A 26716-nucleotide genomic window follows, 5' to 3' on the forward strand; every position below is an offset into this window, starting at 1 on the left:
CCCGCATTTGCGGGGATTTTTGTGTCAGATTCAGGTTTAGTTCAGGTCAAAACGATCCAGATTCATCACTTTTACCCAAGCCGCAACGAAGTCTTTCACAAACTTCTCTTTCGCATCTTCACTGGCATAGACCTCTGCCAGTGCACGCAAAATGGCGTTGGAACCAAAGACCAGATCCGCGCGAGTCGCCAGGTGCTTCACTTCACCCGTTTGACGGTCACGGCCTTCAAACAGTTCAGAAGAGGCATCGGTCGCTTTCCATTCCGTGCGCATATCCAGTAGATTGACAAAGAAATCGTTACTGAGTACACCCAAACGATCGGTGAACACCCCATGCTTGCTACCATCAAAATTCGCACCCAGCGCGCGTAAACCACCCACCAGCACGGTGAGTTCCGGCGCGGTTAGCGTCAATTGTTGCGCTTTATCAATCAGCAGTGACTCTGTTGTTGTCTCCGAATCAATACGCGCACGGTAGTTGCGGAAACCGTCTGCAGCAGGTTCAAGCAGGTTGAACATCTCGATATCAGTCTGCTCCTGACTCGCATCCACACGTCCAGGAATAAATGGAACACGTACACTGATGCCTGCAGCTTCCGCCGCCTGCTCAACACCCACAACACCCGCCAGCACAATGATATCGGCCAGCGAGGCTTTACCAGAGGCTTTCTGAATGGCTTCCAGTGCAGGCAGAGCACGCGCAGCAGTGGCGTTCACATCCCAGTTACGCTGAGGAGCCAGAGCCAATCGCGCACCATTTGCGCCGCCACGTTTATCGCCGCCACGGAAAGTAGACGCTGACGCCCAGGCCACAGAAATCAGCTCACTGACCGACAGACCGGAATGAGCAATCTCTGCTTTCAGGTGATCAATATCTGCTGGAGTTGGCTTGAATGTGGCTTTTGGCAATGGATCCTGCCAAATCAGCTCTTCTTTTGGCACTTCCGGGCCAATGTAACGCGCTACCGGCCCCATATCGCGGTGAGTCAGCTTGAACCATGCACGGGCAAAAGCTTCATTGAATGCTTGAGGATCATTGAGGAAACGACGTGAAATTTTTTCGAATTCCGGGTCGAAACGCAGCGTCAGGTCAGTAACCAACATAGTCGGCTTACGTTTTTTCGATGGGTCAAAGGGATCTGGAATGATTTCTGGCGCATCCACTGCTTCAAATTGAATGGCGCCAGCAGGACTGCGTGTTTGTACCCATTCGAATTTGAACAAGTTCTCGAAGAAGTAGTTGCTCCATTGAGTCGGCGTTTGTGACCAGACGACTTCCAGGCCAGAAGTGATTGCGTCTGCACCTACTCCAGTGCCGTGGCTGCTCGCCCAACCTAAACCCTGAGCTTCAATAGGTGCTGATTCTGGATCGACTCCCACATGGGTTGCCTCTGCGGCACCATGGGTTTTACCCAGCGTATGACCGCCCGCAATAAGCGCAACCGTCTCTTCGTCGTTCATTCCCATGTTGCCGAACGTAGCACGAATGGCAGCGGCCGCTGAGAGCGGTTCACCACTGGCATTTGGTCCTTCAGGGTTAACGTAAATCAGCCCCATTTCGGTCGCAGCTAATGGACGTTTGGCCAGCGCTTCTGGGTCACGATGCTCAAGCCAGGCTTTTTCATTACCCCAGTTCACATCGAGGTCTGGCTCCCAAACGTCTTCACGCCCAGCGCCAAAACCAAAGGTACGGAAGCCGGAGTTTTCCAGCGCCACGTTCCCTGCCAGCACATAAAGGTCGGCCCAGGAAATTTTCTGACCATATTTCTGTTTAATAGGCCACAGCAGGCGACGAGCTTTATCAAGGCTCACGTTATCCGGCCAGGAATTGAGTGGAGCAAAGCGCTGCTGACCACGGCCTGCACCACCACGGCCGTCAACAGAACGATAAGTACCGGCACCATGCCAGGCCATACGAATAAACAGCCCGGCGTAGCTGCCCCAGTCCGCAGGCCACCATGGTTGAGAATCCGTTAATAATGCTTTCAGATCGCCTTTCAGCGCAGAGTAATCGAGTTTGGAAAATTCTTTGCGGTAATCGAAATCTTCACCAAGAGGGTTTGAACGGTTGGAATGCTGATTGAGGAGATCGACGCGGAGTTGTTTCGGCCACCAGTCACGACTGCTTGTTCCGGCTCCAGCACTTTCATCATGGCTATTCTGATGGAACGGGCATTTTCCTGCGGACAACGTATTTTGATCGTTTTCGTTTGTGCTCATCTTCCTGCTCCCTTCACTATTTTTTTATCAGGATATACAGCTCTGCAGATAAGTTATAGATGAAAAAAACTACAGATTTGATAGTTATTTCCTACTGGCTACCAGGCAACATAGCAAAAATTGTCATACGAAACGTCGACAGCTACATAAACTTTCAAAACTTAACATTAGAAATGAAAGGGGTATTTGAAGGGAGAGTAGAACTATAGAGGGAGTAATGGCCCTGGCGGGCCATTTTCTGAATCAAACTGTTGGGCGAACACCCAGGGTGTGGCAGATCGCATAGCTCATTTCTGCGCGATTCAGCGTATAGAAGTGGAAATCTTTAACCCCTTCACGGCTCAGAATCTTCACCATATCCATCGCGATATTGGCGCCGACCATTTTGCGAGTCTCTGCGTCGTTATCCAGCCCTTCAAACATCTGCGCCATCCAATGTGGAACACGCACGTTGGTCATAGTGGCGAATTTATGTGCCTGGTTGTAGTTACTTACCGGCAGAATGCCCGGCACGATCTCGACATCGATACCGGCGGCAGCACAACGGTCACGGAAACGCAGGTAGCTTTCCACATCAAAGAAAAACTGAGTAATAGCGCGGTTTGCACCGGCATCAATCTTGCGCTTCAGGTTGATCAGATCAGCTTGCGCGCTTTTTGCTTCAGGGTGAACTTCCGGGTAAGCCGCAACCGAAATATCAAAATCACCGACATCTTTCAGTAACGTCACCAGATCCGAAGCATACATATCAGGCTTGCCGCTACCTGGAGGTAAATCACCGCGCAGAGCAACAATATGACGGATACCGTTATTCCAATAGTCCTGAGCGATGGTGCGTAGTTCGTCGCGAGTTGCATCAATACAGGTCAGGTGAGGTGCCGCTTCCAGGCCCGTGCGATCTTTAATGCCTTTGATGATGCTATGCGTACGGTCGCGCTCTCCAGAATTTGCGCCGTAAGTCACGGAGACAAATTTTGGTTTCAGGCTGCTGAGCCTGTCAATTGAGCTCCACAGGGTCTGTTCCATTTCACTGGTGCGCGGCGGGAAAAACTCAAAGGAAACGTTAATTTGCCCAGCAACTTCAGCCAGACTCTGATTTAGTGCTTCCCGCTGGTTGGCGTGAAAAAAGCTCATACCCTTACCTCATCAATCGCTTTGTAATAATGTGTTGTTATATTCGACTTCTATACGTTTAGACGTCTAGATAGCAAGATGAAGGAAAAGCGTGACGTCGTCAACTGAAAATTCAACACAAGAAATGAGGAATTCTCAATCAACTTGAAATTTCTTCATGTTAGATAAAAACAATAAAAAAAGACCAGCAAAAGCTGGCCTTCATATTTTTATGCCTCAGAAATTTACAGCAACTGCGCCAGGCGGTTGAGGTCCGACTGAATAGCGCCCGCTGTCACATCACGTCCAGCACCCGGCCCACGAATAACCAATGGGTTATCGCGATACCAACGGCTTTCAATGGCAAAGACGTTATCGCACGGCAGCAATGAAGCCAAAGGATGCTCAGGACGCACCGCTTCCACACCCACACGCGCTTTACCGTTAGCGTCGAAACGTGCGACATGGCGCAACACCAGTCCCATTTCCTGAGCGGCTTCCAGACGTTGAATCATCTGCTCGTTTATCTCATCGCCATTTTCAAAGAAATGGTCAATAGAGCCTTCTTCGCTACCGTTGGTTACCAGAGACTCAACACGCACCTGATCCGGTTCGATGTCATAACCCGCTTCGCGGGCAAGGATCACCAGCTTGCGCATCACATCTTTACCGGAGAGATCAACGCGTGGATCAGGTTCAGTCAATCCTTGCTGCCAGGCCTGGTCCACCAAATCGGTGAAAGGCACCGTGCCATCGAATTGCAGGAACAGCCAGGAGAGCGTGCCGGAGAAAATACCGCTGATCGCCAGAATCGAGTCACCACTTTCACGCAAGTCACGAACGGTATGGTTCACCGGCAAACCCGCACCCACGGTGGCGTTATACAGCCAGTGACGGCCAGTTTTGGTAAATGCGTTACGAATTTCACGGTACTTCTGGCTGTTGCTGGCACCCGCCAGTTTATTAGCGCTAATAACGTGGAAACCGTGACTCGCGAAATCAAGATATTGGTCGGCCAATTGCTCGCTCGCCGTTACATCCAGAACCACCAAATCGTCATACGGATGCGAACGCATCCACTGGAACAGCGATTCTTCATCCTGCTCTACCGCTTCGTCGTTAAAGAAAGCGAGCGCGCGACTGGCGTCCAGCCCTTCGTAATTCAGCAAGCTGCGGCGACTGTCCACTACACCGGCCAAAACGAACTCAAAACCGGTACGAGCAGAAAGAGTTTCTTGTTCGCGAGCGAACAGCTCCAGCCAACGCGAACCAATGTTTCCTTTGCCGAACAAAACCAGACCAACGCGTTTTTCGGCGCGGAACAGAGACTTATGCAGACCCTTGATTAAGTTTTCAGTTGGGCCAACACGCAGTACCGCAACCAGACTAATTCCGTCCTCAGACTGCCAGATAAACTCAACAGGCTGGTCTTTTAGCTGCTGCCAGAAACGGTGGCTATGAAGCGGGTTACGGCATACGCCTGCCCCGACCATTGCCACCAGCGCCAGGCCTTCGCGCAAGCGTAATTCACCAGGCAAACTCGCCTTCGTGAGCGTTTCTAACACGCTGCCTGCAACTTCTGAGGTATAGCAAAGTTGCAACAGGTTACGATCGGGATGAACCCCCACTGACAGCGGGCGAATCTGAGCACGTTTTAAAAACGTATCCAGCTCTTTGTGCGCCAGCTTAAAATCTTGCTGTGGGGAAATCTGTAGTTCAATCAGGCAGACATCGTCGTGGCTGGTGACGATACGCGCGCCAGTACCTGATGCCAGTACACGTTCGATACGTGTTGAGCCTTGCTCCGGGGAATAGCTGCAACGTAATTGCAGGTCGATGTCGCTACCAGAAACAGGCTGCAATGTACGAGCGTGCAGTACAGGAGCGGCCAGACGAGCCAATTCACTGGCTTCATCGAGGCGTAAGAGTGGGAGCAAGCACGCATCTTTTACTTTGCGTGGATCCGCGCTGTAAACCCCTGCAACATCACTCCAGATGGTCACGCGGGAAACCCCAGCCAGTGCGCCAATCTGCGTTGCAGAATAGTCAGAACCATTACGGCCAAGCAACACGGTTTCACCCGCATCATTACGACAAATAAAACCGGTAACGACGAGGCGTTTATGCGGATGTTGCGCCATGAGCTCTTGCAACAAAGGCCATGATAAGCCTTCGTTAACTTGTGGTTGAGCAGCACGTTCAGCGCGCATAAATTCACGTGCATCCAACCACGCGGCTGGATGACCTAATTGATTCAGCACCGCAGACATCAGACGTGCAGACCAAATTTCACCATGACCCACAACTTCGGCATACACTGCGTCAGTTATTTTGCCATCGAGCAAACCCGCCAGACGCTCAAGATCATGAATAAACTGACCGATTAAGCTGTCAGCAACATCAGGCGCCACAAGGCCGCTAATCAAATCGCTCTGATAACGGCGTAGTGCTTGCTGAACCTGATGAGCTGAAAGACGATCGCTTTGGCTCAATTTCAACCAGTTAATCAACTGGTTAGTTGTGCTACCAGCGGCGGAAACCACCATCAAATCGCCAGGATTAGAGTACTCGGCCATAATCCCCGCAACGCGCAGGTAACACTTCACATCTGCCAGACTACTGCCACCAAATTTATGCAGTTGACGAACCGGCGCCCCTGCAGGTGCTGAAACACTCATGCTTACCCCTCGGCTGCAACCCGGAACGCATTTTCCAGGTCAGCAATTAAATCTTCGCTATCTTCAATGCCAGTCGAAATACGCAGCAGGCTTTCGGAAATCCCCGCTGCGGCACGCGCTTCTGGCGCCATGCCCGCATGGGTCATTGTCGCCGCGTGTGAAATCAAACTTTCTACTCCACCCAGCGATTCCGCCAAAGTGAAGAGAGTCAGGCTACTCAGGAATCGACGCAGCGTTTGCTCGTCGCCATTAAATTCAAAACTCAGCATCGCGCCAAAACCTTTTTGCTGACGAGCAGCAATTTCATGGCCCTGGTTTTCTGGCAGCGAAGGATGATACAGCTTTTTCACCAGCGGCTGCGTTTGCAGGAAATCGACAATCGCCTGTGCATTTCGTTGTGCCACTTCCATACGTGGTGAAAGTGTACGCAGGCCGCGCAGCAGCAAGTAGCTATCGAAAGCACCGCCAGTTACGCCGATGTTGTTTGCCCACCAGGCAAGCTCTGTGACGGTTTCCGCGTCTTTCGCAATCACCACACCCGCAACAACATCTGAGTGACCATTCAGGTATTTAGTACAAGAGTGCAGGACCAGATCCGCGCCCAAGGCCAACGGGTTTTGCAGCGCAGGGCTCAGGAAGGTGTTATCCACCACACTGATTGCCCCTGCTTCGCGCGCAGCGGCGCAGATTTTCGCAATATCTACCACTCGTAACAAGGGATTACTTGGGCTTTCGACCAGCACCAGTTTTGGTTTTTCGTTAAGAGCCTTAGCTAACGCTGCTTCATCACCTTGATCGACAAACAAAACACGATATGCGCCGCGTTTTGCCAGGCTATCAAAAAGGCGGTAGCTGCCGCCGTAACAGTCATGTGGAGCCACCAGCAGATCGCCAGGTTTCAGGAAAACCGTCGTGACCAGGTGAATTGCTGACATACCGGTATTTGTCAGCACAGCCCCCGCTCCCCCTTCCAGTTCGGCCAGTGCACGCTGTACAACATCACGCGTAGGATTCCCTCGACGCGAATAGTCATGCGCGCGCGGTTCGTTAAACCCGGTGAAATTGTAAGTACTGGAGAGGTGGATAGGCGGTACAACGCAGCCGTATTGCTCGTCATCGTTTAAACCGCTACGTACTGCGATAGTTGCCTGTTTACGCGTCATGGCTCTCGAATCCTTGCTGGTCGAATATAAGGTCAGGCCCCAGAGTAAACACTGCCGAGTTAGACGTCAATACATCTGGACATCTAAACTTCTTTGCGTATAGATTGAGCAAACGCGCAATAGCCGTTAAAATTATACGCTTTAGGGTGATAGCGTCGCAGACCGCGAATCAATAAACGCTGTACACTACGACCAGAAAATCGCTTCAATCACATATACCCCGATTGAAGCACGTATACATTGATAAGAGGATTAAGTATCTCATGGCTGAATGGAGCGGCGAATATATCAGCCCTTACGCTGAGCACGGGAAGAAGAGTGAGCAAGTAAAGAAAATTACGGTTTCCATTCCTCTGAAGGTGTTAAAAATCCTCACCGATGAGCGCACCCGTCGGCAGGTGAATAACCTGCGTCATGCGACTAACAGTGAACTCCTGTGCGAAGCATTCCTGCACGCGTTTACTGGCCAACCGTTGCCAAACGATGCAGACCTGCGCAAAGAACGTAGCGATGAGATTCCAGAAGCGGCGAAGGTGATTATGCGTGAGCTGGGGATCGATCCAGAAACCTGGGAATACTGATTTCAGAAATCACAGGGTTACCCTATAGCATTCGAGTCGTAGGAAGGCAGCAAGAGAGCGAATCCCCGGGAGCTTACTGAAGTAAGTGACTGGGGTGAACGAGCGCAGCTAACGCGCCTATGGCTCGAATGATGACGGGTAACAAAAAAGGCGCCCAAGGGCGCCTTTCTCTTACCGTGCGGGCGAAATTACTTCTTCGCTGCGCCTGGAACGCTGAAACGCTTGTTGAAGCGGTCAACGCGGCCACCGGTAGCAACATCACGCTGCTTGCCAGTGTAGAACGGGTGGCATTCGCCACATACGTCCAGGTTCAGATCATGACCCACGGTAGAGCGAATCTTGATAGAATTACCACAAGAGCAGTTTGCAGTAACTTCTGCGTAGTTCGGGTGAATATTCTTTTTCATGGAAAACCTCTGTATAAGGCCGCGTCGCTCTTCCAGCCCTAACGCCAGACACCACGCGAAGTTGATAAATTAGGTTTTTTGATACCAAAAACTGCGCATCAAAGGCGGCGAATCATACAGAACCCCGCCCACGGATGCAAACTGATCCGCATTTTCTGGAACACACAGTGTACACTATTTCCTCTTTTTCAGCCTGGAAGCTTTCATGTCAGTAGCCCACGTCGCTTTGCCGGTTCCCCTTGCCCGAACTTTTGACTACCTCGTTCCCACTGGAATGCAGGTGACATCAGGCTGCCGCGTCAAGGTGCCGTTTGGCAAACGCCAGGCTGTCGGGATTGTCGTAGCCGTTAGCGAACACAGCGAATTGCCGCTCAACGAGCTCAAGCCGGTGGCTGAAGTTCTGGATGGAACCTCATTGTTTCCAGCTTCTCTATGGCGCGTCCTGATATGGGCTTCCGAGTATTACCATCATCCCATCGGCGATGTGCTTTTTCATGCGCTCCCTGGTTTGCTGCGTGAAGGCAAACCCGCGCACCACGCGCCTTTGTGGTACTGGTTCGCCACCGAAGAAGGCAAAGCTGTTGACCTTAATAGCCTCAAGCGCGCGCCTAAACAGCAGCAGGCGCTGGCAGCGGTTCGGCAAAATATCATCTGGCGTCATCAGGTAAGCGAGCTGGAAATCAGCGAAGCAGGGCTACAAGCGCTGCGGGCCAAAGGTTTGTGCGATCTGAAAAGTGCCGCACCTGCGACGACTGACTGGCGCGACAGCTATTCCGTCGAAGGCGAACGCTTACGCCTGAACACTGAGCAAGCCACCGCAATCGGTGCCATTCATAGCTCTGCCGATCACTTTGCGGTCTGGCTTTTGGCGGGCATTACCGGCTCCGGTAAAACGGAGGTGTATCTCAGCGTGCTGGAAAATGTACTGGCACAAGGCAAGCAGGCATTGGTGTTGGTGCCAGAAATTGGTTTAACGCCACAAACCATCGCTCGTTTCCGCGAACGCTTTAACGCGCCAGTAGAAGTCCTGCATTCCGGGCTTAACGACAGCGAGCGCCTTGCCGTATGGTTAAAAGCACGCAGCGGTGAGGCCGCGATTGTCATTGGCACACGCTCGTCGCTGTTTACCCCATTCTGCCGACTCGGCGTGATCGTCATTGATGAAGAACACGACAGCTCGTATAAACAGCAAGAAGGCTGGCGCTACCACGCACGTGACTTAGCCGTTTATCGCGCCCATGCGGAAGACATCCCTATTATTCTTGGCTCCGCGACTCCCGCACTGGAAACCCTGCACAATGTGCAATTGGGAAAATATCGGCAGTTGCGCCTGACAAAGCGTGCCGGTAATGCACGCCCTGCGACACAACAAGTCGTGGATTTAAAAGGACAGCCGTTGAAGTCCGGCCTGGCACCTGCGCTTATCAAAAAAATTGGCCAGCATTTAAAGGCTGATAATCAGGTGATCCTGTTCCTTAATCGCCGTGGATTTGCCCCCGCCCTGCTGTGCCATGAGTGCGGTTGGATAGCGGAATGCCCACGTTGCGATCACTACTACACCTATCATCAAGGCCAGCGCCATTTACGCTGCCACCATTGCGACAGCCAAAGGCCGGTTCCTCAGCAGTGCCCGCACTGTGGTTCAACCAATCTGGTTCCGGTCGGAATGGGAACGGAACAGCTTGAGCATAGCCTTGCACCGGAATTCCCTGGGGTTCCGATTTCACGCATCGACCGCGATACTACCAGCCGAAAAGGGGCGCTTGAGCAACAACTGGCGGAGGTCCATCAGGGTGGTGCGCGTATTTTGATTGGTACGCAAATGTTAGCGAAAGGCCATCACTTCCCGGACGTCACTCTGGTGGCGTTGCTGGATGTCGATGGTGCACTTTTTTCCGCAGATTTCCGTGCAGCGGAGCGCTTTGCCCAACTCTACATTCAGGTTTCTGGGCGCGCTGGACGAGCAGGCAAGCAGGGTGAAGTCCTTCTACAAACGCACCATCCTGAGCACCCTTTATTACAAACATTGCTCACCAAAGGTTACGACGACTTCGCAAGCCAGGCTCTAAAAGAACGCCAGACGGTCTTTTTACCGCCGTTTACTAGCCACATCATGTTCCGCGCGGAAGATCAGAATAATCATCAAGCACCACTGTTTTTGCAGCAATTACGCAATCTGCTGGAATCCAGCCCGTTAAGAGATGAGCAGTTATGGATTATGGGGCCCGTTCCTTGTTTGCAGCCTAAACGAGGCGGACGTTTCCGCTGGCAAATTCTGCTGCAACACCCTTCTCGAGCACGCCTGCAACGCCTGGTCAGTCATTCACTGAAACTGGTCAATACCTTGCCGGAATCACGCAAAGTGAAGTGGACGCTGGACGTTGATCCGATAGACGGGTAGCACAAACTCCTGCGGATATGCGAAGCGGATCTAGAAATTCAACAAGCATCACACTTTTAATGAAATAACTGTAACCAACGAACATCAATTTCTGCTAAGAATGTGGACATGGTCAGACACCAGGGACGTTGTCAGCACCTGTCGAGTGCACGCGAGGAGAAGAAGTTGAAGCCGAAGAATCAGGTTGCAAGTGCAACCATGAAAGATGTTGCTGTTAAGGCGAAAGTCTCAACCGCAACAGTGTCCAGGGCACTAATGAACCCGGACAAAGTATCGCAAAGCACTCGTAATCGTGTGGAACAAGCGGCAATAGCCGTAGGTTATTTACCCCATTCATTGGGGCGAAATTCAAAGCGTAATGAATCACGCACTATTCTGGTTATTGTCCCGGATATCTGCGATCCCTTCTTTAGCGAAATTATTCGCGGTATCGAAGTGACGGCAGCGGATCAAGGCTATTTGGTGCTAATTGGTGATTGCGCTCATCAAAACCAGCAAGAAAAAACCTTCATCAATCTGATCATCACCAAGCAGATTGACGGGATGCTATTGCTCGGCTCACGTCTTCCCTTCGATGCCAGCATTGAAGAGCAACGTAATTTGCCGCCGATGGTCATGGCAAACGAATTTGCGCCTGAACTGGAACTGCCAACAGTTCATATTGATAACCTGACAGCCGCGTTTAACGCTGTTTATTATCTGCAGCAGCTTGGTCATCAAAAAATTGCCTGTATTGCTGGCCCTGAAGAGATGCCGCTTTGTCACTACCGCTTGCAAGGGTACGTGCAGGCATTGCGCCGTGCAGGAACCGTTGTCGATCCGCATTACATAGCGCGGGGAAACTTCACCTATGAAGCCGGTGCAGCGGCATTATCGAAATTACTGGCGCTGCCGAATCCGCCGACCGCGGTGTTCTGCCATAGCGACGTTATGGCATTGGGTGCATTGTCCCAGGCCAAGCGCAGCGGCTTACGCGTGCCGGAAGATTTATCAATCATGGGCTTTGATGACATCGCTCTTTCCCAGTTCTGTGACCCACCGCTCACCACTGTAGCGCAACCCCGTTTCGATATCGGGCGAGAAGCTATGCTGTTGCTATTGGATCAGCTTCACGGGCAAGCCGTGAGTAGTGGTTCGCGTTTGCTGGACTGTGAGCTCATTGAACGAGGCTCCACCAGCGCACCAGGCAGTAGAAAATGAACCGCTTTAGGACACTGGATTCTGGTCAAAGGGATGTCCATTAAGTAACATGGCGGGCTGATAAACGTAAAAAATATAGCGAATCGATAGTGGCACAACGAGATTATGTACGCCGCGGGCAATCGGCAGGTACGCGGCGTAAGAAAAGTAGCACCCGCAACAAGCAACGCAGCCTACCATCTGTCTCGCCGACAATGGTCGCCATTGCGGCCGCCGTTCTGGTGACCTTTATTGGTGCTCTGTACTTCATTACTCATCATAAGAAAGATGAAAGCGAAACCCTGCCTGGCCATAAAGTCACAGGAAATGGTCTGCCACCTAAACCAGAAGAACGCTGGCGTTATATCAAAGAGCTGGAGAATCGCCAGACCGGTGTGCGTAGCCCTACTGAACCGACTGCCGGTGGCGAAGTGCAGAATAAAGATCAGCTCACCAGCGAACAGCGCCAGTTGTTGGAGAAAATGCAGGCGGATATGCGCCAGCAGCCTACTCAGTTGAATGAAGTGCCATGGAATGAACAGACGCCAGAACAGCGTCAACACACATTACAGCGGCAGAAAGCCATTCAGCAGCAGCAAGTACAACAGCAGCAGTTCACCGCTCAACAAGTTGCGCCACAACCAAGAGCCGTGCAACAGCAATCGCAGCCAGTAACGACGCAACCGCGTCCAGTACAGCAGCAACCGCGTACTACAGTGTCAACGCAGCAGCCGTACCAGGATTTGTTGCAAACCCCGCCGCATACTCAGCAGCGTGCAACGACACCAACGACTCAACCGCGTGAACAGGCGCAACCAAAAGCGGCTCAACCGGCAGCGCCGATCGACGTTGTAAAATCAACTCCGGCTCCGCAGGACAAACCGAAAGATGAAAAACGCTGGATGGTGCAGTGTGGTTCATTTAAAGGCAGCGAGCAGGCAGAAACCGTTCGAGCTCAATTGGCTTTCGAAGGTTTTGATTCGCGCATTACCACCAATAATGGCTGGAATCGCGTCGTGATTGGGCCAATCAAAGGCAAAGAGAATGCTGATGGGACGATCAACCGTCTGAAAATGGCGGGTCACTCTAACTGTATTCGTCTTGGTACTGGGGGTTGAAACCCCCAAAATCCCCCCCATCTATAATTGCATTCAGCCCCGATATAATATCGGGGTACTTTTTTAGCTGATGCAATAAGGGGTCTGCTCGTGACAACAATAGTAAGTGTACGCCGCAACGGCCATGTCGTAATCGGTGGTGATGGTCAGGCCACTCTTGGCAATACCGTGATGAAAGGCAACGTCAAAAAAGTGCGTCGTTTGTATAACGACAAAGTGATTGCCGGTTTTGCTGGCGGCACCGCTGATGCCTTCACCCTATTCGAACTGTTTGAGCGCAAGCTTGAAATGCACCAGGGTCATCTGGTGAAAGCGGCGGTTGAACTGGCAAAAGACTGGCGTACCGACCGTATGCTGCGCAAGCTCGAAGCGCTGCTGGCCGTCGCCGATGAAAATGCTTCCCTTATCATCACCGGTAATGGTGACGTTATCCAACCAGAAGACGACCTGATTGCTATTGGTTCAGGTGGCCCTTACGCCCAGGCAGCAGCGCGTGCGCTTCTTGAAAACACCGAACTGGGTGCTCGTGACATCGTAGAGAAATCGCTGGGGATCGCCGGTGATATCTGCATCTACACCAACCATTTCCATACTATTGAAGAATTAGCGTCTAAGGCGTAAGGAATCCCCATGTCTGAAATGACCCCACGCGAAATTGTCAGCGAACTGAACAAACATATCATTGGCCAGGACAATGCCAAGCGTTCCGTGGCGATTGCGCTACGTAACCGCTGGCGCCGGATGCAGCTTGATGAAGAGCTGCGCCATGAAGTTACCCCAAAAAACATTCTGATGATCGGCCCAACGGGTGTCGGTAAAACCGAAATTGCCCGTCGTCTGGCGAAACTCGCAAACGCACCGTTCATCAAAGTTGAAGCCACCAAATTCACCGAAGTCGGTTATGTTGGTAAAGAAGTGGATTCTATCATCCGCGATCTAACTGATTCCGCGATGAAAATGGTACGTCTGCAATCCATCGAGAAAAACCGCTTCCGTGCCGAAGAAATGGCCGAAGAGCGCATTCTTGATGTATTGATCCCACCCGCTAAAAATAACTGGGGTCAGGCTGAAGCACCGCAAGAGCCATCAGCAGCTCGTCAGTCATTCCGTAAGAAATTGCGTGAAGGCCAGTTAGACGATAAAGAAATTGAAATCGATCTGGCTGCAGCACCAATGGGCGTTGAGATCATGGCGCCTCCTGGCATGGAAGAAATGACCAGCCAGTTGCAGTCTATGTTCCAGAATCTGGGTGGGCAGAAGCAAAAACCACGCAAGCTGAAAATCAAAGATGCGATGAAACTTCTGATTGAAGAAGAAGCCGCGAAGCTTGTAAACCCGGAAGAACTGAAGCAAGACGCGATTGATGCCGTTGAGCAACACGGTATCGTGTTTATCGATGAGATCGACAAAATCTGTAAGCGTGGCGGCAACAGCTCCGGCCCGGATGTATCTCGTGAAGGCGTTCAACGTGACTTGCTGCCGCTGGTTGAAGGCTGCACCGTTTCGACCAAACACGGTATGGTCAAAACTGACCACATTCTGTTTATCGCATCCGGTGCGTTCCAGGTGGCAAGCCCGTCAGATCTGATCCCTGAATTGCAGGGTCGTCTGCCAATTCGTGTGGAATTACAGGCGCTGACTGTCGAAGATTTCGAACGCATTCTGACTGAGCCAAATGCGTCTATCACCGTGCAGTACAAAGCACTGATGGGCACTGAAGGCGTGACTATCGACTTCACTCCAGACGGTATTCGCCGTATCGCTGAAGCCGCATGGCAGGTGAACGAGTCCACCGAAAATATCGGCGCACGTCGTCTGCACACCGTGCTGGAACGTCTGGTAGAAGACATCTCTTATGATGCCAGCGACCTGAGTGGCCAATCCATTCTCATTGACGGTGAATATGTCAGTAAGCATCTGGATGAGTTGGTAGCAGATGAAGACTTGAGCCGTTTTATCCTATAATCCCGCTCAACGTATTTTCTTCATTTCAAATGGAGGGCTTATGCCCTCCATTTTTTATATCTAACAGAGAGACTTATGAGCGAATCGCACTCTGTAAGCACAACTCAGGCCTGGCTTGAAAGCTTGCGTCCACGCACGTTACCCCTGGCATTTGCCTCTATCGTCTGTGGCTCCGCGTTGGCTTTTTGGCAAGACGTGTTTAATCCGGCCATTGCATTACTGGCGTTGCTGACAGCGGGGCTACTTCAAATCCTCTCGAATCTGGCGAATGACTACGGCGATGCGGTTAAAGGTAGCGATAAAGAAGACCGAATCGGCCCACTACGCGGAATGCAGAAAGGGGTGATTACTCAGGCGCAAATGAAAAAAGCGCTGATGATCACCGTGGTGTTGATTTGCTTGTCTGGGCTTGCTTTGGTCGCCGTCGCTTGCCGCACATTGGCAGATTTCCTTGGTTTCCTTGCTCTGGGTTTGTTGGCCATCATCGCCGCAATTACCTACACCGTTGGCACGCGCCCGTATGGTTATATGGGGCTTGGCGATATTTCAGTACTGGTCTTTTTTGGCTGGCTGAGTGTGGCAGGAACCTGGTATCTGCAAGCTCATACCCTCGCGCCATTGGTCTTTTTCCCCGCGACGGCATGCGGATTACTCGCAACAGCAGTGCTTAATATCAACAATTTACGTGATATCGACAGCGATCGAGAAAACGGTAAAAACACGCTGGCTGTACGCCTGGGGCCTGTGTTAGCTCGTCGCTATCATGCCTGCCTGTTGCTAGGCGCTCTGGCGTGCCTTGCGCTATTTAATCTGTTCTGGCTGCAAAGCCTTTGGGGATGGCTGTTTGTCCTGGCCGCTCCATTGCTGATAAAGCAGACGCGTTATGTCTTGCTTGAGAAGGAACCTGTCGCTATGCGTCCGATGCTTGAACGCACGGTAAAAGCCGCATTACTCACTAACCTGTTGTTTGCAGTAGGGGTTGTGTTAAGTACGGTGTCGTTTTAGCTGACAAATATCAATTAACAATTGATGATTTTGCCAACAGTTAACATTAAGCGATATACTGACAACTCGTGCAGCAACAGAATCTTAATCCTATGAAATATGATACTTCCGAGCTTTGCGACATCTATCAGGAAGATGTCAACGTCGTTGAACCGCTGTTTTCCAATTTCGGTGGGCGGTCGTCCTTTGGCGGGCAAATCATCACGGTGAAATGTTTCGAGGACAACGGATTGTTGTATGATCTGCTCGAACAAAATGGCCGTGGCCGTGTTCTGGTCATTGATGGCGGTGGTTCAGTTCGCCGTGCTTTGATTGATGCAGAACTTGCCCGTCTGGCGACTCAAAACGAGTGGGAAGGCATTGTGGTTTACGGTGCCGTGCGTCAGGTTGATGACCTGGAAGAACTGGATATTGGTATCCAGGCGATTGCCGCCATTCCAGTGGGTTCCGCAGGTGTTGGTGTTGGCGAAAGCGATGTGCGCGTTAACTTTGGTGGCGTGACATTCTTCTCCGGTGACCATTTATATGCCGATAACACTGGCATCATCCTTTCCGAAGATCCCCTCGATATAGAATAACGAAATCGAATAACAAAACGGGCGCCCAAGGGCGCCCGTTCTTTTTGAAGCTCTGGTCTTACACTTCTTCCATTTTACCTAATAACGCGTGCAGACGATCCTGCCAAACGTGCTGTTGTTCTTTCAGAGAATTGTTTTCGCGTACTAATTCTTCATGATTGCTCTGAGACTGCTGAACTTGTTGAGACAGATTGTTGTTGGTCTCTTTCAGCTCTTCGATTTCCATTTGCAGCAGGGTGATGGTATCAATCGCCTGCTGTACTTTTGCTTCCAGTTTCTCAAACACTTCAAATGACATTTAGAATCTCTCCTGAATTGCAAGGCGTTGATGGATGTTTAAATCCCCGTCCCGGATATTCCCCGAAGACACCTTATGAATATATGCGCTCCACGCGGCGTGTCTCGATTGTAAGTAGCGTGAGTACCCGTGTCCAGCGAGTTCAAGCGCTCTTTGCGTAACATAACGTTTTTCAGCATATGCCGAATGATACGGCCCTCAAAAATCACTCTTTGTTAACCCGTTGATTACTTCTATGAGCGTTTACGTTGCCTTTCTTGGGTGATAATGCGCACAAGTTGGCGCGAAATCGCTCATTTTTATGACGTAACACACAAATTTAAAGCTCGATATTTCTCGTTTATGTTCGTTAACGATAAATTAACACTATGCCTACATGGCACCTGCGCGGCAGGGAATGCCCGAACAAACAATAATCATTAATTTTGCCTTCAGGACCCTATTATGAGTCAGACAGCTCCATCAACCTTGAAAGGTCAGTGCATCGCCGAGTTCATGGGTACCGCGTTGTTGATTTTCTTCGGTGTAGGATGTGTAGCCGCCTTAAAAGTGGCAGGTGCCAGCTTTGGACAGTGGGAAATTAGTGTCATCTGGGGTCTGGGGGTGGCAATGGCTATCTACATGACCGCGGGGGTTTCCGGCGCGCATCTTAATCCGGCTGTGACCATCGCATTATGGTTGTTTGCCTGTTTCGATAAACGCAAAGTCGTGCCATTTATTGTGTCGCAAGTTGCAGGTGCGTTTTGCGCAGCAGCTTTGGTTTATGGCCTGTATTACAATTTATTCCTTGATTACGAGCAGACGCATCACATGGTGCGTGGCAGTGTAGAAAGTCTGGATTTGGCGGGAATTTTCTCAACCTACCCTAATCCGCACATTAATTTTCTACAGGCGTTCGCAGTAGAGATGGTGATAACCGCCATTTTGATGGCCGTTATCCTGGCGCTGACGGACGATGGTAACGGCGTCCCTCGTGGCCCGTTAGCTCCACTGTTGATTGGTTTGTTGATCGCAGTAATCGGCGCATCAATGGGGCCTTTGACCGGATTTGCCATGAACCCTGCGCGTGACTTTGGCCCGAAACTTTTCGCCTGGCTTGCAGGTTGGGGTGACATTGCCTTTACAGGTGGTCGTGATATCCCTTACTTCCTGGTGCCGGTATTTGGCCCGATAGTCGGCGCTGCGTTAGGTGCGTTTGGCTACCGTAAGCTTATTGGTCGCCATTTACCGTGTGATGTTTGTGTGGAAGAGGAAGAAAAATCCAGTCACTCCACGCAGCAAAATGCTTCTTTGTAAGACTGACTTCAGGACAAAATTATGACTCACGAAAAAAAATACATCGTCGCACTTGATCAAGGTACCACCAGCTCTCGCGCCGTCGTCCTGGATCACGATGCTAACGTCGTCAGCGTTTCACAGCGCGAATTTCAGCAAATCTATCCAAAAGCAGGATGGGTAGAACACGACCCAATGGAGATTTGGGCAACTCAAAGCTCCACGTTGGTTGAAGTGCTGGCGAAAGCGGACATTAACTCAGACCAAATTGCCGCCATTGGCATCACTAACCAGCGTGAAACCGCGATTGTCTGGGAAAAGGAAACCGGTAAACCGATTTACAACGCCATCGTCTGGCAATGCCGCCGCACCGCAGAAATCTGCGAACAGCTGAAACGCGATGGCCTGGAAGAGTACATCAAATCAACGACTGGCCTGGTGGTTGACCCGTACTTCTCTGGCACCAAAGTGAAGTGGATCCTCGACCACGTAGAAGGCTCGCGTGAGCGTGCTCGCCGTGGCGAACTGCTGTTTGGTACGGTTGATACCTGGCTTATCTGGAAAATGACTCAGGGGCGTGTACACGTCACCGATTACACCAACGCCTCACGTACCATGCTGTTTAATATCCATACTCTCGACTGGGATGACCGCATGCTGGAAGCGCTGGATATTCCGCGCGCCATGCTGCCAGAAGTACGCAAATCGTCTGAAGTATATGGCCAGACCAACATCGGCGGCAAAGGCGGCACGCGTATTCCTATCGCCGGGATCGCCGGTGACCAGCAGGCTGCACTGTTCGGCCAACTGTGCGTCAAAGAAGGGATGGCGAAAAATACCTACGGTACGGGCTGCTTTATGCTGATGAACACCGGCACGCAGGCGGTTAAATCCACTCACGGTTTGCTGACCACTATTGCCTGTGGCCCGCGTGGCGAAGTGAATTATGCGCTGGAAGGTGCGGTATTTATGGGCGGCGCATCCATTCAGTGGCTACGCGATGAGATGAAACTTATCAGCGATGCAACGGACTCCGAGTACTTTGCCACTAAAGTCAAAGATACCAACGGCGTGTATGTCGTTCCCGCCTTTACCGGCCTGGGCGCGCCGTACTGGGACCCGTATGCCCGTGGCGCTATCTTCGGCCTGACTCGCGGTGTGAACGCAAACCATATTATCCGCGCAACGCTTGAATCCATTGCCTACCAGACGCGTGATGTTCTGGAAGCGATGCAGGCCGACGCTGACATTCGTTTGCACGCTTTACGTGTTGATGGCGGTGCAGTGGCGAATAACTTCCTGATGCAATTCCAGGCGGACATTTTGGGTACCCGCGTAGAGCGCCCTGAAGTGCGCGAAGTGACTGCGTTAGGTGCAGCTTATCTGGCAGGTCTGGCGGTTGACTTCTGGCAGAATCTGGATGAAGTCAGCGAGAAAGCGGTTATCGAGAAAGAGTTCCGCCCGGGTATTGAAACCACTGAGCGCAACGTCCGTTATGCTGGCTGGAAAAAGGCCGTTAAGCGTGCGCTGGCCTGGGAAGATCACGAAGAAAGCTAATCTTCATTTCCCCCTCACCCTGCCCCTCTCCCTCAAAGGAGAGGGGATCAATCTGTGCTACAATCCGTCGCAATTGGGCTTGCTAAATGAGTGTGCGATGAGACGAGAACTGGCGATTGAATTTTCCCGTGTAACCGAAGCTGCAGCGCTGGCGGGTTATAAATGGTTAGGGCGTGGCGATAAGAATATTGCGGATGGCGCCGCTGTTAACGCGATGCGTATCGTGCTCAATCAGGTCAATATTGATGGCCAGATTGTGATTGGCGAAGGGGAGATCGACGAAGCGCCTATGCTCTACATTGGCGAAAAAGTCGGTACTGGCCAGGGCGATGCGGTAGATATTGCCGTTGACCCGATTGAAGGCACCCGTATGACTGCCATGGGCCAGGCAAACGCGCTGGCAGTCTTAGCCGTGGGTGATAAGGGCAGCTTCCTGAACGCTCCCGACATGTATATGGAAAAGCTGATTGTGGGTCCGGGTGCTAAAGGCATCATCGACCTGAATCTTCCGCTGGCTGAAAACCTGGTTAACGTCGCCGTAGCACTCAATAAACCGCTCAGCGAACTCACCGTCACTATTCTTGCTAAACCTCGCCACGATGAAGTCATTGCTGAAATGCAAAAACTCGGGGTGCGCGTATTTGCGATTCCTGATGGTGACGTTGCGGCATCTATTTTGACCTGCATGCCTGATAGTGAAGTCGATGTGATGTACGGTATTGGCGGCGCACCTGAAGGCGTTATTTCCGCAGCGGTTATCCGCGCTCTGGACGGTGATATGCACGGCCGCCTGTTGGCTCGCCACCACGTGAAAGGTGACAACGAAGAAAACCGTCGTATCGGTGAGCAAGAGATAGCTCGTTGTACAGCCATGGGCATTGAAGCCGGTCTGGTGTTGAAGCTTGATGATATGGCGCGTAATGACAACGTTATTTTCTCGGCCACCGGTATAACCAAAGGCGATTTGCTGGAAGGGATCACGCGTAAAGGGAATATGGCGACCACTGAAACGCTGTTGATTCGTGGGAAATCACGCACCATACGCCGCATCAAATCCATTCACTACCTCGACCGTAAAGACCAGGACGTACAGACCCATATTCTGTAAGCCCGTCGTTTGTCTGATTGAGCTTTCCAGCTTTAACCGGCTGGAAATCTCTCACTTTTCTGGTGAAGATAGGAAAAACACAACAAAGGGGAGCGTGCATCATGGCGGAATGGGTTAAAGGTAAAGTTGTTCAGGTTCAAAACTGGACTGACGCTCTTTTTAGTCTCACAGTTCATGCGCCTGTCGCCCCTTTCACTGCGGGTCAATTTACCAAACTTGGGTTGGAAATTGATGGCGAACGCGTTCAGCGCGCCTATTCCTACGTCAATTCGCCGAGTGATCCCAACCTTGAGTTCTATCTGGTTACGGTACCTGAAGGCAAACTCAGCCCTCGCCTACACGCACTGCAACCTGGCGATGAGCTTATGCTGGTGAGCGAAGCGGCTGGATTCTTCGTGCTAGATGAAATCCCGGATTGTCAGACATTATGGATGCTGGCAACGGGAACAGCACTCGGCCCGTATCTTTCTATTTTACAGGAAGGAAAAGGCCTCGAGCGCTTCGAAAATATCGTTTTGCTGCATGCTGTGCGCTATGCGCAGGACTTGAGTTATCTACCGTTGATGCAGAAACTTCAGCAGCAATATGAAGGGAAATTACGCATTCAGACGGTTGTTAGCCGGGAATCCATTGCAGGGTCATTAACCGGGCGTGTGCCTGCACTTATAGAAAGCGGTGAGCTTGAAGCAGCGGTTGGCCTGCCGATGAATATCGAAACCAGCCATGTGATGTTGTGCGGGAATCCGCAAATGGTACGAGATACGCAGCAGTTGCTCAAAGAGACCCGGCAGATGACCAAACATCTTCGCCGCCGGCCGGGGCATATGACTGCTGAACACTATTGGTAAGATCAAAAGCGGTGAGTTAGCGGAATTTCACTTCGCTGGTGTCTTTACCAAATCGGTTTTCACCCTGGGTGCCAACAAATGCGCCCAGGTCCATAATAATCATCACAAAAATAAGCGTTGGGATAAAACGACCAAGTCCCCACTGCGCTAACGTACCGAAAGTTTCCCAATTACCTGCAAGCAGCAGCCACGCAGGAATAAACAGCAGCGCCCACCAGCCTTTCTTATTTCGGTCATGCAGACGTTTCACAATCACGGCGGCAGTCGGTATCAACGAACCCGATAAAAAGAAACCGGCGGTAGAATATGGCATGATTTCAGCACCCGCGAGGGTGAAGAGAATGATCAGCGCGATTAACCAAACGCCAATCCAAATCCAGAAATCACGGCGCCCTATACGTCCGTTAAAAGAGAACAGCCATTGCTGTATGGTCATGGTAAGGTCCATTTTATTGTTTAGCGCCGTAGTGTACCCTGGCTATGCTGGGTTTTGACAAGCCAACGGAATGCCGATTTAATCGGAAAGCAGAATTCACAGGAGAATTTGTCGATGAGACATCTGGTTGCAGCTCTGGCTTTACTGACACTACCCGTCTCGGTGGTTTGGGCTGATCCGCCTTCAGATTCCACCTCAACGCTACAAGTCGCTCCCTATTTATTAGCAGGCGCCCCAACATTCGACATGAACATCACGCAGTTTCGGGAAAAATTCAACGCTGAAAACCCGACATTGCTCATCAATGAGTTCCGTGCCATTGACGCCAATGCTGATGAAGTAAATTTGATACGTGCTGCCAGTAAAATTAACGAAAATCTCTACACATCTTCTGCGCTAGAGCGCGGCACGTTGAAAATAAAGTCTATCCAGATAACGTGGTTGCCGATTCAAGGACCTGAGCAAAAAGCAGCGCGGGCAAAAGCGACAGAGTATATGGCAGCGCTGATCCGCACATTTACGCCCTCGCTTTCAAAGCCGCAAAGCGTGGCAAAACTCACTAAACTCCTCAGCAATGGCAAGAACAAACGTTATTACGCGCAAACCGATGGCGCTATCCGCTATGTTGTCGCAGACAACGGTGAAAAGGGGCTTACCTTCGCTGTTGAACCGATTAAGCTGACGCTATCTGAAACACTTAACAACGGCGAATAAATGACAAAAAGCAAAGCCTTTCGCCTGTTGAGTCTCTATACTGTTTCACAGACCATGCTGCCCTGAATGGCAGCGATTCTTTTATTAGTTTGACCTTGTGGAGAATGAAGATGCGACATCCTTTGGTGATGGGTAACTGGAAACTGAACGGCAGCAAGCACATGGTACACGAGCTGATTGCTGGCTTACGCAAAGAACTGGCTGGCGTTGCTGGCTGTGGCGTTGCTATCGCTCCTCCTACTATGTATCTGGATCTGGCTAAACACGCCGCATCTGGCAGCCACATCATTCTTGGTGCTCAGAACGTAGACCTGAACCTGTCTGGCGCATTCACTGGTGAAGTTTCTGCAGAAATGCTGAAAGATGTAGGTGCTAAATACATCATCATCGGTCACTCCGAGCGTCGTACTTACCACGCAGAGTCTGATGAACTGATCGCTAAAAAATTCGCAATTCTGAAAGAAGTTGGCCTGATCCCCGTTCTTTGCATCGGTGAAACCGAAGCAGAAAACGAAGCAGGCAAAACTGAAGAAGTTTGCGCACGTCAAATCGACGCCGTTCTGAAAACTCAGGGCGCTGCGGCATTCGAAGGCGTTGTTATCGCTTACGAACCAGTATGGGCAATCGGTACTGGCAAATCAGCAACTCCAGCTCAAGCTCAGGCTGTTCACAAATTCATTCGTGACCACATTGCTAAAGCTGATGCGAAAGTGGCTGAGCAAGTCATCATCCAGTACGGCGGTTCCGTAAACGACAAAAACGCAGCAGAGCTGTTTGCTCAGCCGGATATCGACGGCGCGCTGGTTGGCGGTGCTTCCCTGAAAGCAGACGCATTCGCCGTTATCGTTAAAGCTGCGGCTGAAGCGAAAAAAGCGTAAGTTTCTGCTTAGCTAGATACCCCTTTGATTACTCAAAGGGGTATAAAGGCTCTGCTCTGGCAGGGCCTTTATTTATTCAACAATCTACAGTCGTGATCTTGCAGTTGCTCAGCAGATGCCAGGTTGAAGCGCAGTAAATTCCGCTCCGTCGCCAACACTATCCACTCCCCATCCTTCAGTTGTGCCATCGCCAGGCTGTATCGCCCCATATTTTCCCTTGCCTGCGGAACCTGAGAGGCCAACATCATAAATGGGCTATGTTGTGAAAACTCCGTCGTAGTGACCTTTCTGGCAATGTACTGATTTCCAGCCAGAGATACCGGGAAAGTCTGCCAGTCGGCGTGTATTGCATTCGCATACTGATATAACTGGTCACGTACTTCCGCCCGCAAACAAGAAATATGGATATGAAGCTGATTCTGCGAGCGCCCTGTCGCGGAGTTAATGGTCAGTGAAATGACGTCGTCAGAAACATGAGCCCCCCGCCGCACACTCATAACGTTACGCTGTTGCCACGCCAGCCATAAGAAATTAGCGGTTTTAGACTGCAATAATTCCGGGCTTTCCATGCCGTTCATTTTCGCAGTCGGTAGCAGCAGGTATTGCAGCGGGCCATTGATATCTTTTAGCAGCACATATCCCGTCTGCAAATCCACTTTGGCGCAAGGCTCAGGGTTCTGATTATCACGCTGATGAGGGATGCACTGTTCGCTAACGATACGCCACAAGGCGTCTGGATGATGCAGGTATTGCCGCAGGGTTAACCCACCAACAACAACCACGATTAATAAGAGGATCAAGAGAACAATTGTGCGTCGGTGGCGCAGCATTGAAACCTCAGGAACAATGAAGAGGGCTGCTCAGCGTAACGCAATCGTGGGGGCCACAAAAGCAAAACGGCCCTTTTCAGGGCCGTTACTACGCTTAACGCTGACTAATTTGGTCGAAGGTACCCCCATTCGAGAAGTGTTCTTTCTGCGCTTTCGTCCAACCGCCAAACTCGTCATCAATCGTGAACAATTTAAGTTTTGGGAAGACGTTTTCATATTTCTTCGCCACTTCGGCATTACGTGGACGATAGTAATTTTTCGCCACAATTTCCTGCCCTTCCGGTGAATAGAGGTATTTCAGGTACTCTTCAGCAACTTTCTGAGTGCCTTTCTTCTCTGCTACTTTATCTACGACTGAAACAGTAGGTTCAGCAAGAATTGACTCACTTGGCGTTACGATTTCAAACTTGTCTTTGCCTAACTCGTTGGTTGCCAGAAACGCTTCGTTTTCCCAGGCAATCAACACGTCACCGATTCCACGCTCAACAAAAGTACTGGTTGAACCACGAGCCCCAGAATCCAGCACTTCAACGTTTTTATACAACGCTTTCACAAAATCCTGCGCTTTTGCCTGGTCGTTATTGTTGTGATGCAGAGCGTAGCCCCAGGCTGCCAGATAGTTCCAGCGCGCGCCACCTGAGCTTTTTGGGTTCGGGGTGATAACAGAAACGCCCGGTTTAATCAGATCGTTCCAGTCATGAATTTGTTTTGGGTTGCCTTTGCGTACCAGGAACACGATGGTCGATGTGTAAGGTGCGGAGTTATCAGGCAGGCGTTTGATCCAGTTTTTATCGATACGGCCACGCTCAGCAATAGCATCCACATCGTATGCCAGTGCCAGAGTCACCACATCAGCTTCAATACCGTTGATAACAGAGGTCGCTTGCTTACCGGAACCACCGTGAGACTGACGAACCACAACGTCATCGCCGGTTTGCTGTTTCCAGTGAGCACTGAACGCCTTGTTGTACTCGTCATAAAGTTCGCGAGTGGGATCGTAAGAGACGTTAAGTAACTGAATATCTTTAGCCAACACGCTGGTTGATGCCAACAGTAATGTAAGTCCAACTCCCCACTTATTCATCGTTCGCTCTCTTTAATCGGATTTGATGAAAGCAGCGTGCCAGAAAGTTAACCATTCATTAAAGAATAAAAAAAGATTGGCTATAACTATAGAGCATATAACAAACAGCAAAAAGCCGGGTTTCCCGGCTTCAATTTTCACAATCCGCGAATTAGTACAGTTTCTTCGCGCAATCCAACCAGTCACCTTTGAACGGACGCTTCATGTTTTCGATAGCGTCGATAATGTCATGGTGAACCAGTTTTTCGTTCTGAATACCGACGCAACGACCGCCATAGCCCTGCAACAGCAGTTCAATGGAGTACGCGCCCATACGGGAAGCGAGAATGCGGTCATAAGCAACCGGAGCCCCACCGCGCTGGATGTGGCCCAGTACGGTTGCACGCGTTTCACGTTTGGTTTCAGTCTCGATGAACTGCGCAAGTTCGTGAATATCACAGATGTGTTCTGTAATCGCGACAATGGCGTGTTTTTTTCCTTTCGCAATACCAGCTTTGATTTCTTCAACCAGCTCTTCGCGCTTGAACTCGACTTCCGGCAATACGACAAACTCACAACCACCTGCGATTGACGCAGCCAGGGTCAGATCGCCACAGTAACGCCCCATCACTTCAACGATAGAAATACGCTGGTGAGAAGAAGAAGTGTCGCGTAGACGGTCGATAGCTTCAACGACTGTTTCCAGTGCCGTGAAGAAACCGATAGTGTAATCGGTACCTTTGATGTCGTTATCAATCGTGCCTGGCAGGCCGATGCATGGGAAACCCATTTCGGTCAGACGTTTTGCACCCATGTAGGAACCGTCACCACCGATAACCACCAGCGCATCAATGCCACGTTTTTTTAAATTCTCGATAGCTACTTCGCGAATTTTCTCATCACGGAATTCCGGGAAGCGGGCTGAACCCAGGAAAGTACCGCCACGGTTGATCATATCGGATACGCTATAGCGGTCCAGATTTACCATGCGGTCTTCGTACAAACCGAGATAGCCGTCATATACGCCCGCAACTTCAAGACCTTCGCTCAATGCTGCACGGACAACACCACGAATTGCAGCGTTCATGCCTGGAGCATCACCACCACTCGTCAACACACCAATTTTTTTGATCATGACTACCTCTGAACTTTTGAATGCAAATTAATCCTGTTGCCGGAAACGGCCTGCGGCATGCCGTGGCTCGACTCTGCTACAAATAGTATAACAGCCGCTTCTTGCTGAATTGATTCAGGTCAGGCCATATGTCGGTATTTTATTCACAAAGCATCGACTCTGTCTG

General features: G+C 50.8%; 24 protein-coding genes. 14 read left to right on the forward strand and 10 right to left on the reverse strand.

Features of this window, described 5'->3' with window-relative positions; genetic code table 11:
* Positions 1-36: 36 nt before the first annotated feature.
* From katG to metB, 4 genes are all read right to left on the reverse strand, one after another.
* Complete coding sequence (katG, locus tag RHD99_RS23230) at positions 37-2220, reverse strand: catalase/peroxidase HPI (protein ID WP_309876884.1); 2184 nt, start codon at positions 2218-2220, stop codon at positions 37-39.
* Positions 2221-2463: 243 nt separating this feature from the next.
* Positions 2464-3354 (reverse strand): methylenetetrahydrofolate reductase, encoded by an 891-nt coding sequence (metF, locus tag RHD99_RS23235; RefSeq protein ID WP_309876886.1) that lies wholly within the window; start codon positions 3352-3354, stop codon positions 2464-2466.
* 224 nt (positions 3355-3578) lie between these two features.
* Positions 3579-6011 carry a bifunctional aspartate kinase/homoserine dehydrogenase II gene (locus RHD99_RS23240; RefSeq protein WP_309876887.1) on the reverse strand — a complete coding sequence of 811 codons (2433 nt, stop codon included), beginning with the start codon at positions 6009-6011 and terminating at the stop codon, positions 3579-3581.
* 2 nt (positions 6012-6013) lie between these two features.
* On the reverse strand, positions 6014-7174 hold the full coding sequence (gene metB, locus RHD99_RS23245; RefSeq protein WP_270141611.1) for a cystathionine gamma-synthase: 1161 nt from the start codon (positions 7172-7174) through the stop codon (positions 6014-6016).
* Between the two features lie 263 nt (positions 7175-7437).
* Between metB and metJ the strand changes: the two genes are divergently transcribed.
* Positions 7438-7755 (forward strand): met regulon transcriptional regulator MetJ, encoded by a 318-nt coding sequence (gene metJ, locus RHD99_RS23250; protein ID WP_034461414.1) that lies wholly within the window; start codon positions 7438-7440, stop codon positions 7753-7755.
* A 188-nt stretch (positions 7756-7943) separates the two neighbouring features.
* Here metJ and rpmE read toward each other — a convergent pair whose 3' ends face one another.
* Positions 7944-8162, reverse strand: coding sequence for a 50S ribosomal protein L31 (gene rpmE, locus RHD99_RS23255; RefSeq protein WP_309876890.1), 219 nt, complete (start codon positions 8160-8162; stop codon positions 7944-7946).
* Positions 8163-8367: 205 nt separating this feature from the next.
* Between rpmE and priA the strand changes: the two genes are divergently transcribed.
* The 7 genes from priA to rraA all read left to right on the forward strand — a co-directional run bounded on the left by priA (position 8368) and on the right by rraA (position 16408).
* Positions 8368-10563 (forward strand): primosomal protein N', encoded by a 2196-nt coding sequence (gene priA / locus RHD99_RS23260; RefSeq protein WP_309876892.1) that lies wholly within the window; start codon positions 8368-8370, stop codon positions 10561-10563.
* A gap of 165 nt (positions 10564-10728) precedes the next feature.
* On the forward strand, positions 10729-11763 hold the full coding sequence (gene cytR / locus RHD99_RS23265) for a DNA-binding transcriptional regulator CytR (protein ID WP_309879254.1): 1035 nt from the start codon (positions 10729-10731) through the stop codon (positions 11761-11763).
* An 89-nt stretch (positions 11764-11852) separates the two neighbouring features.
* Entirely contained in the window at positions 11853-12860 is a 1008-nt protein-coding gene (gene ftsN, locus RHD99_RS23270; protein ID WP_309876894.1) for a cell division protein FtsN, read from the forward strand.
* Positions 12861-12950: 90 nt separating this feature from the next.
* Complete coding sequence (gene hslV / locus RHD99_RS23275; RefSeq protein ID WP_034461419.1) at positions 12951-13481, forward strand: ATP-dependent protease subunit HslV; 531 nt, start codon at positions 12951-12953, stop codon at positions 13479-13481.
* Positions 13482-13490: 9 nt separating this feature from the next.
* The gene (gene hslU / locus RHD99_RS23280) at positions 13491-14825 is read left to right on the forward strand and encodes an ATP-dependent protease ATPase subunit HslU (RefSeq protein WP_183272895.1); all 1335 of its coding nucleotides are present in this window, start codon (positions 13491-13493) and stop codon (positions 14823-14825) included.
* Positions 14826-14900: 75 nt separating this feature from the next.
* Positions 14901-15830 (forward strand): 1,4-dihydroxy-2-naphthoate polyprenyltransferase, encoded by a 930-nt coding sequence (gene menA, locus RHD99_RS23285; RefSeq protein ID WP_309876896.1) that lies wholly within the window; start codon positions 14901-14903, stop codon positions 15828-15830.
* Positions 15831-15922: 92 nt separating this feature from the next.
* Complete coding sequence (gene rraA / locus RHD99_RS23290; RefSeq protein WP_034500052.1) at positions 15923-16408, forward strand: ribonuclease E activity regulator RraA; 486 nt, start codon at positions 15923-15925, stop codon at positions 16406-16408.
* Between the two features lie 58 nt (positions 16409-16466).
* Here the strand turns inward: rraA and zapB are convergent, their stop codons facing one another.
* Positions 16467-16706: a septal ring assembly protein ZapB gene (gene zapB / locus RHD99_RS23295; protein ID WP_034461423.1), complete on the reverse strand. Its 240-nt coding sequence runs from the start codon at positions 16704-16706 to the stop codon at positions 16467-16469.
* Positions 16707-17150: 444 nt separating this feature from the next.
* Here zapB and RHD99_RS23300 point away from each other — a divergent pair, with 444 nt between their 5' ends.
* The 4 genes from RHD99_RS23300 to fpr all read left to right on the forward strand — a co-directional run bounded on the left by RHD99_RS23300 (position 17151) and on the right by fpr (position 21494).
* The gene (locus RHD99_RS23300; RefSeq protein WP_309876897.1) at positions 17151-18002 is read left to right on the forward strand and encodes an MIP/aquaporin family protein; all 852 of its coding nucleotides are present in this window, start codon (positions 17151-17153) and stop codon (positions 18000-18002) included.
* Positions 18003-18023: 21 nt separating this feature from the next.
* Positions 18024-19538, forward strand: a complete 1515-nt coding sequence (glpK, locus tag RHD99_RS23305) for a glycerol kinase GlpK (RefSeq protein ID WP_309876898.1) — start codon at positions 18024-18026, stop codon at positions 19536-19538.
* 97 nt (positions 19539-19635) lie between these two features.
* On the forward strand, positions 19636-20646 hold the full coding sequence (glpX, locus tag RHD99_RS23310) for a class II fructose-bisphosphatase (RefSeq protein WP_309876899.1): 1011 nt from the start codon (positions 19636-19638) through the stop codon (positions 20644-20646).
* 101 nt (positions 20647-20747) lie between these two features.
* The gene (fpr, locus tag RHD99_RS23315; RefSeq protein WP_309876900.1) at positions 20748-21494 is read left to right on the forward strand and encodes a ferredoxin--NADP(+) reductase; all 747 of its coding nucleotides are present in this window, start codon (positions 20748-20750) and stop codon (positions 21492-21494) included.
* A gap of 16 nt (positions 21495-21510) precedes the next feature.
* Here the strand turns inward: fpr and RHD99_RS23320 are convergent, their stop codons facing one another.
* A complete protein-coding gene (locus tag RHD99_RS23320; protein ID WP_309876901.1) occupies positions 21511-21930 on the reverse strand; it encodes a DUF805 domain-containing protein in 420 nt (139 codons plus the stop codon).
* A gap of 114 nt (positions 21931-22044) precedes the next feature.
* Here RHD99_RS23320 and RHD99_RS23325 point away from each other — a divergent pair, with 114 nt between their 5' ends.
* Positions 22045-22644, forward strand: coding sequence for a DUF1454 family protein (locus RHD99_RS23325; protein ID WP_309876903.1), 600 nt, complete (start codon positions 22045-22047; stop codon positions 22642-22644).
* Between the two features lie 110 nt (positions 22645-22754).
* Positions 22755-23522: a triose-phosphate isomerase gene (tpiA, locus tag RHD99_RS23330; RefSeq protein WP_034461430.1), complete on the forward strand. Its 768-nt coding sequence runs from the start codon at positions 22755-22757 to the stop codon at positions 23520-23522.
* Positions 23523-23590: 68 nt separating this feature from the next.
* Here tpiA and RHD99_RS23335 read toward each other — a convergent pair whose 3' ends face one another.
* The 3 genes from RHD99_RS23335 to pfkA form a co-directional block, all read right to left on the reverse strand.
* Positions 23591-24349 carry a CDP-diacylglycerol diphosphatase gene (locus tag RHD99_RS23335; RefSeq protein WP_374708497.1) on the reverse strand — a complete coding sequence of 253 codons (759 nt, stop codon included), beginning with the start codon at positions 24347-24349 and terminating at the stop codon, positions 23591-23593.
* A gap of 97 nt (positions 24350-24446) precedes the next feature.
* Positions 24447-25436 (reverse strand): sulfate ABC transporter substrate-binding protein, encoded by a 990-nt coding sequence (locus tag RHD99_RS23340; RefSeq protein WP_183272904.1) that lies wholly within the window; start codon positions 25434-25436, stop codon positions 24447-24449.
* A 151-nt stretch (positions 25437-25587) separates the two neighbouring features.
* On the reverse strand, positions 25588-26550 hold the full coding sequence (gene pfkA / locus RHD99_RS23345) for a 6-phosphofructokinase (protein WP_183272905.1): 963 nt from the start codon (positions 26548-26550) through the stop codon (positions 25588-25590).
* Between the last annotated feature and the right edge of the window lie 166 nt (positions 26551-26716).

The organism is Buttiauxella selenatireducens (assembly GCF_031432975.1).
Taxonomy (GTDB): Bacteria; Pseudomonadota; Gammaproteobacteria; order Enterobacterales; family Enterobacteriaceae; genus Buttiauxella; species Buttiauxella selenatireducens.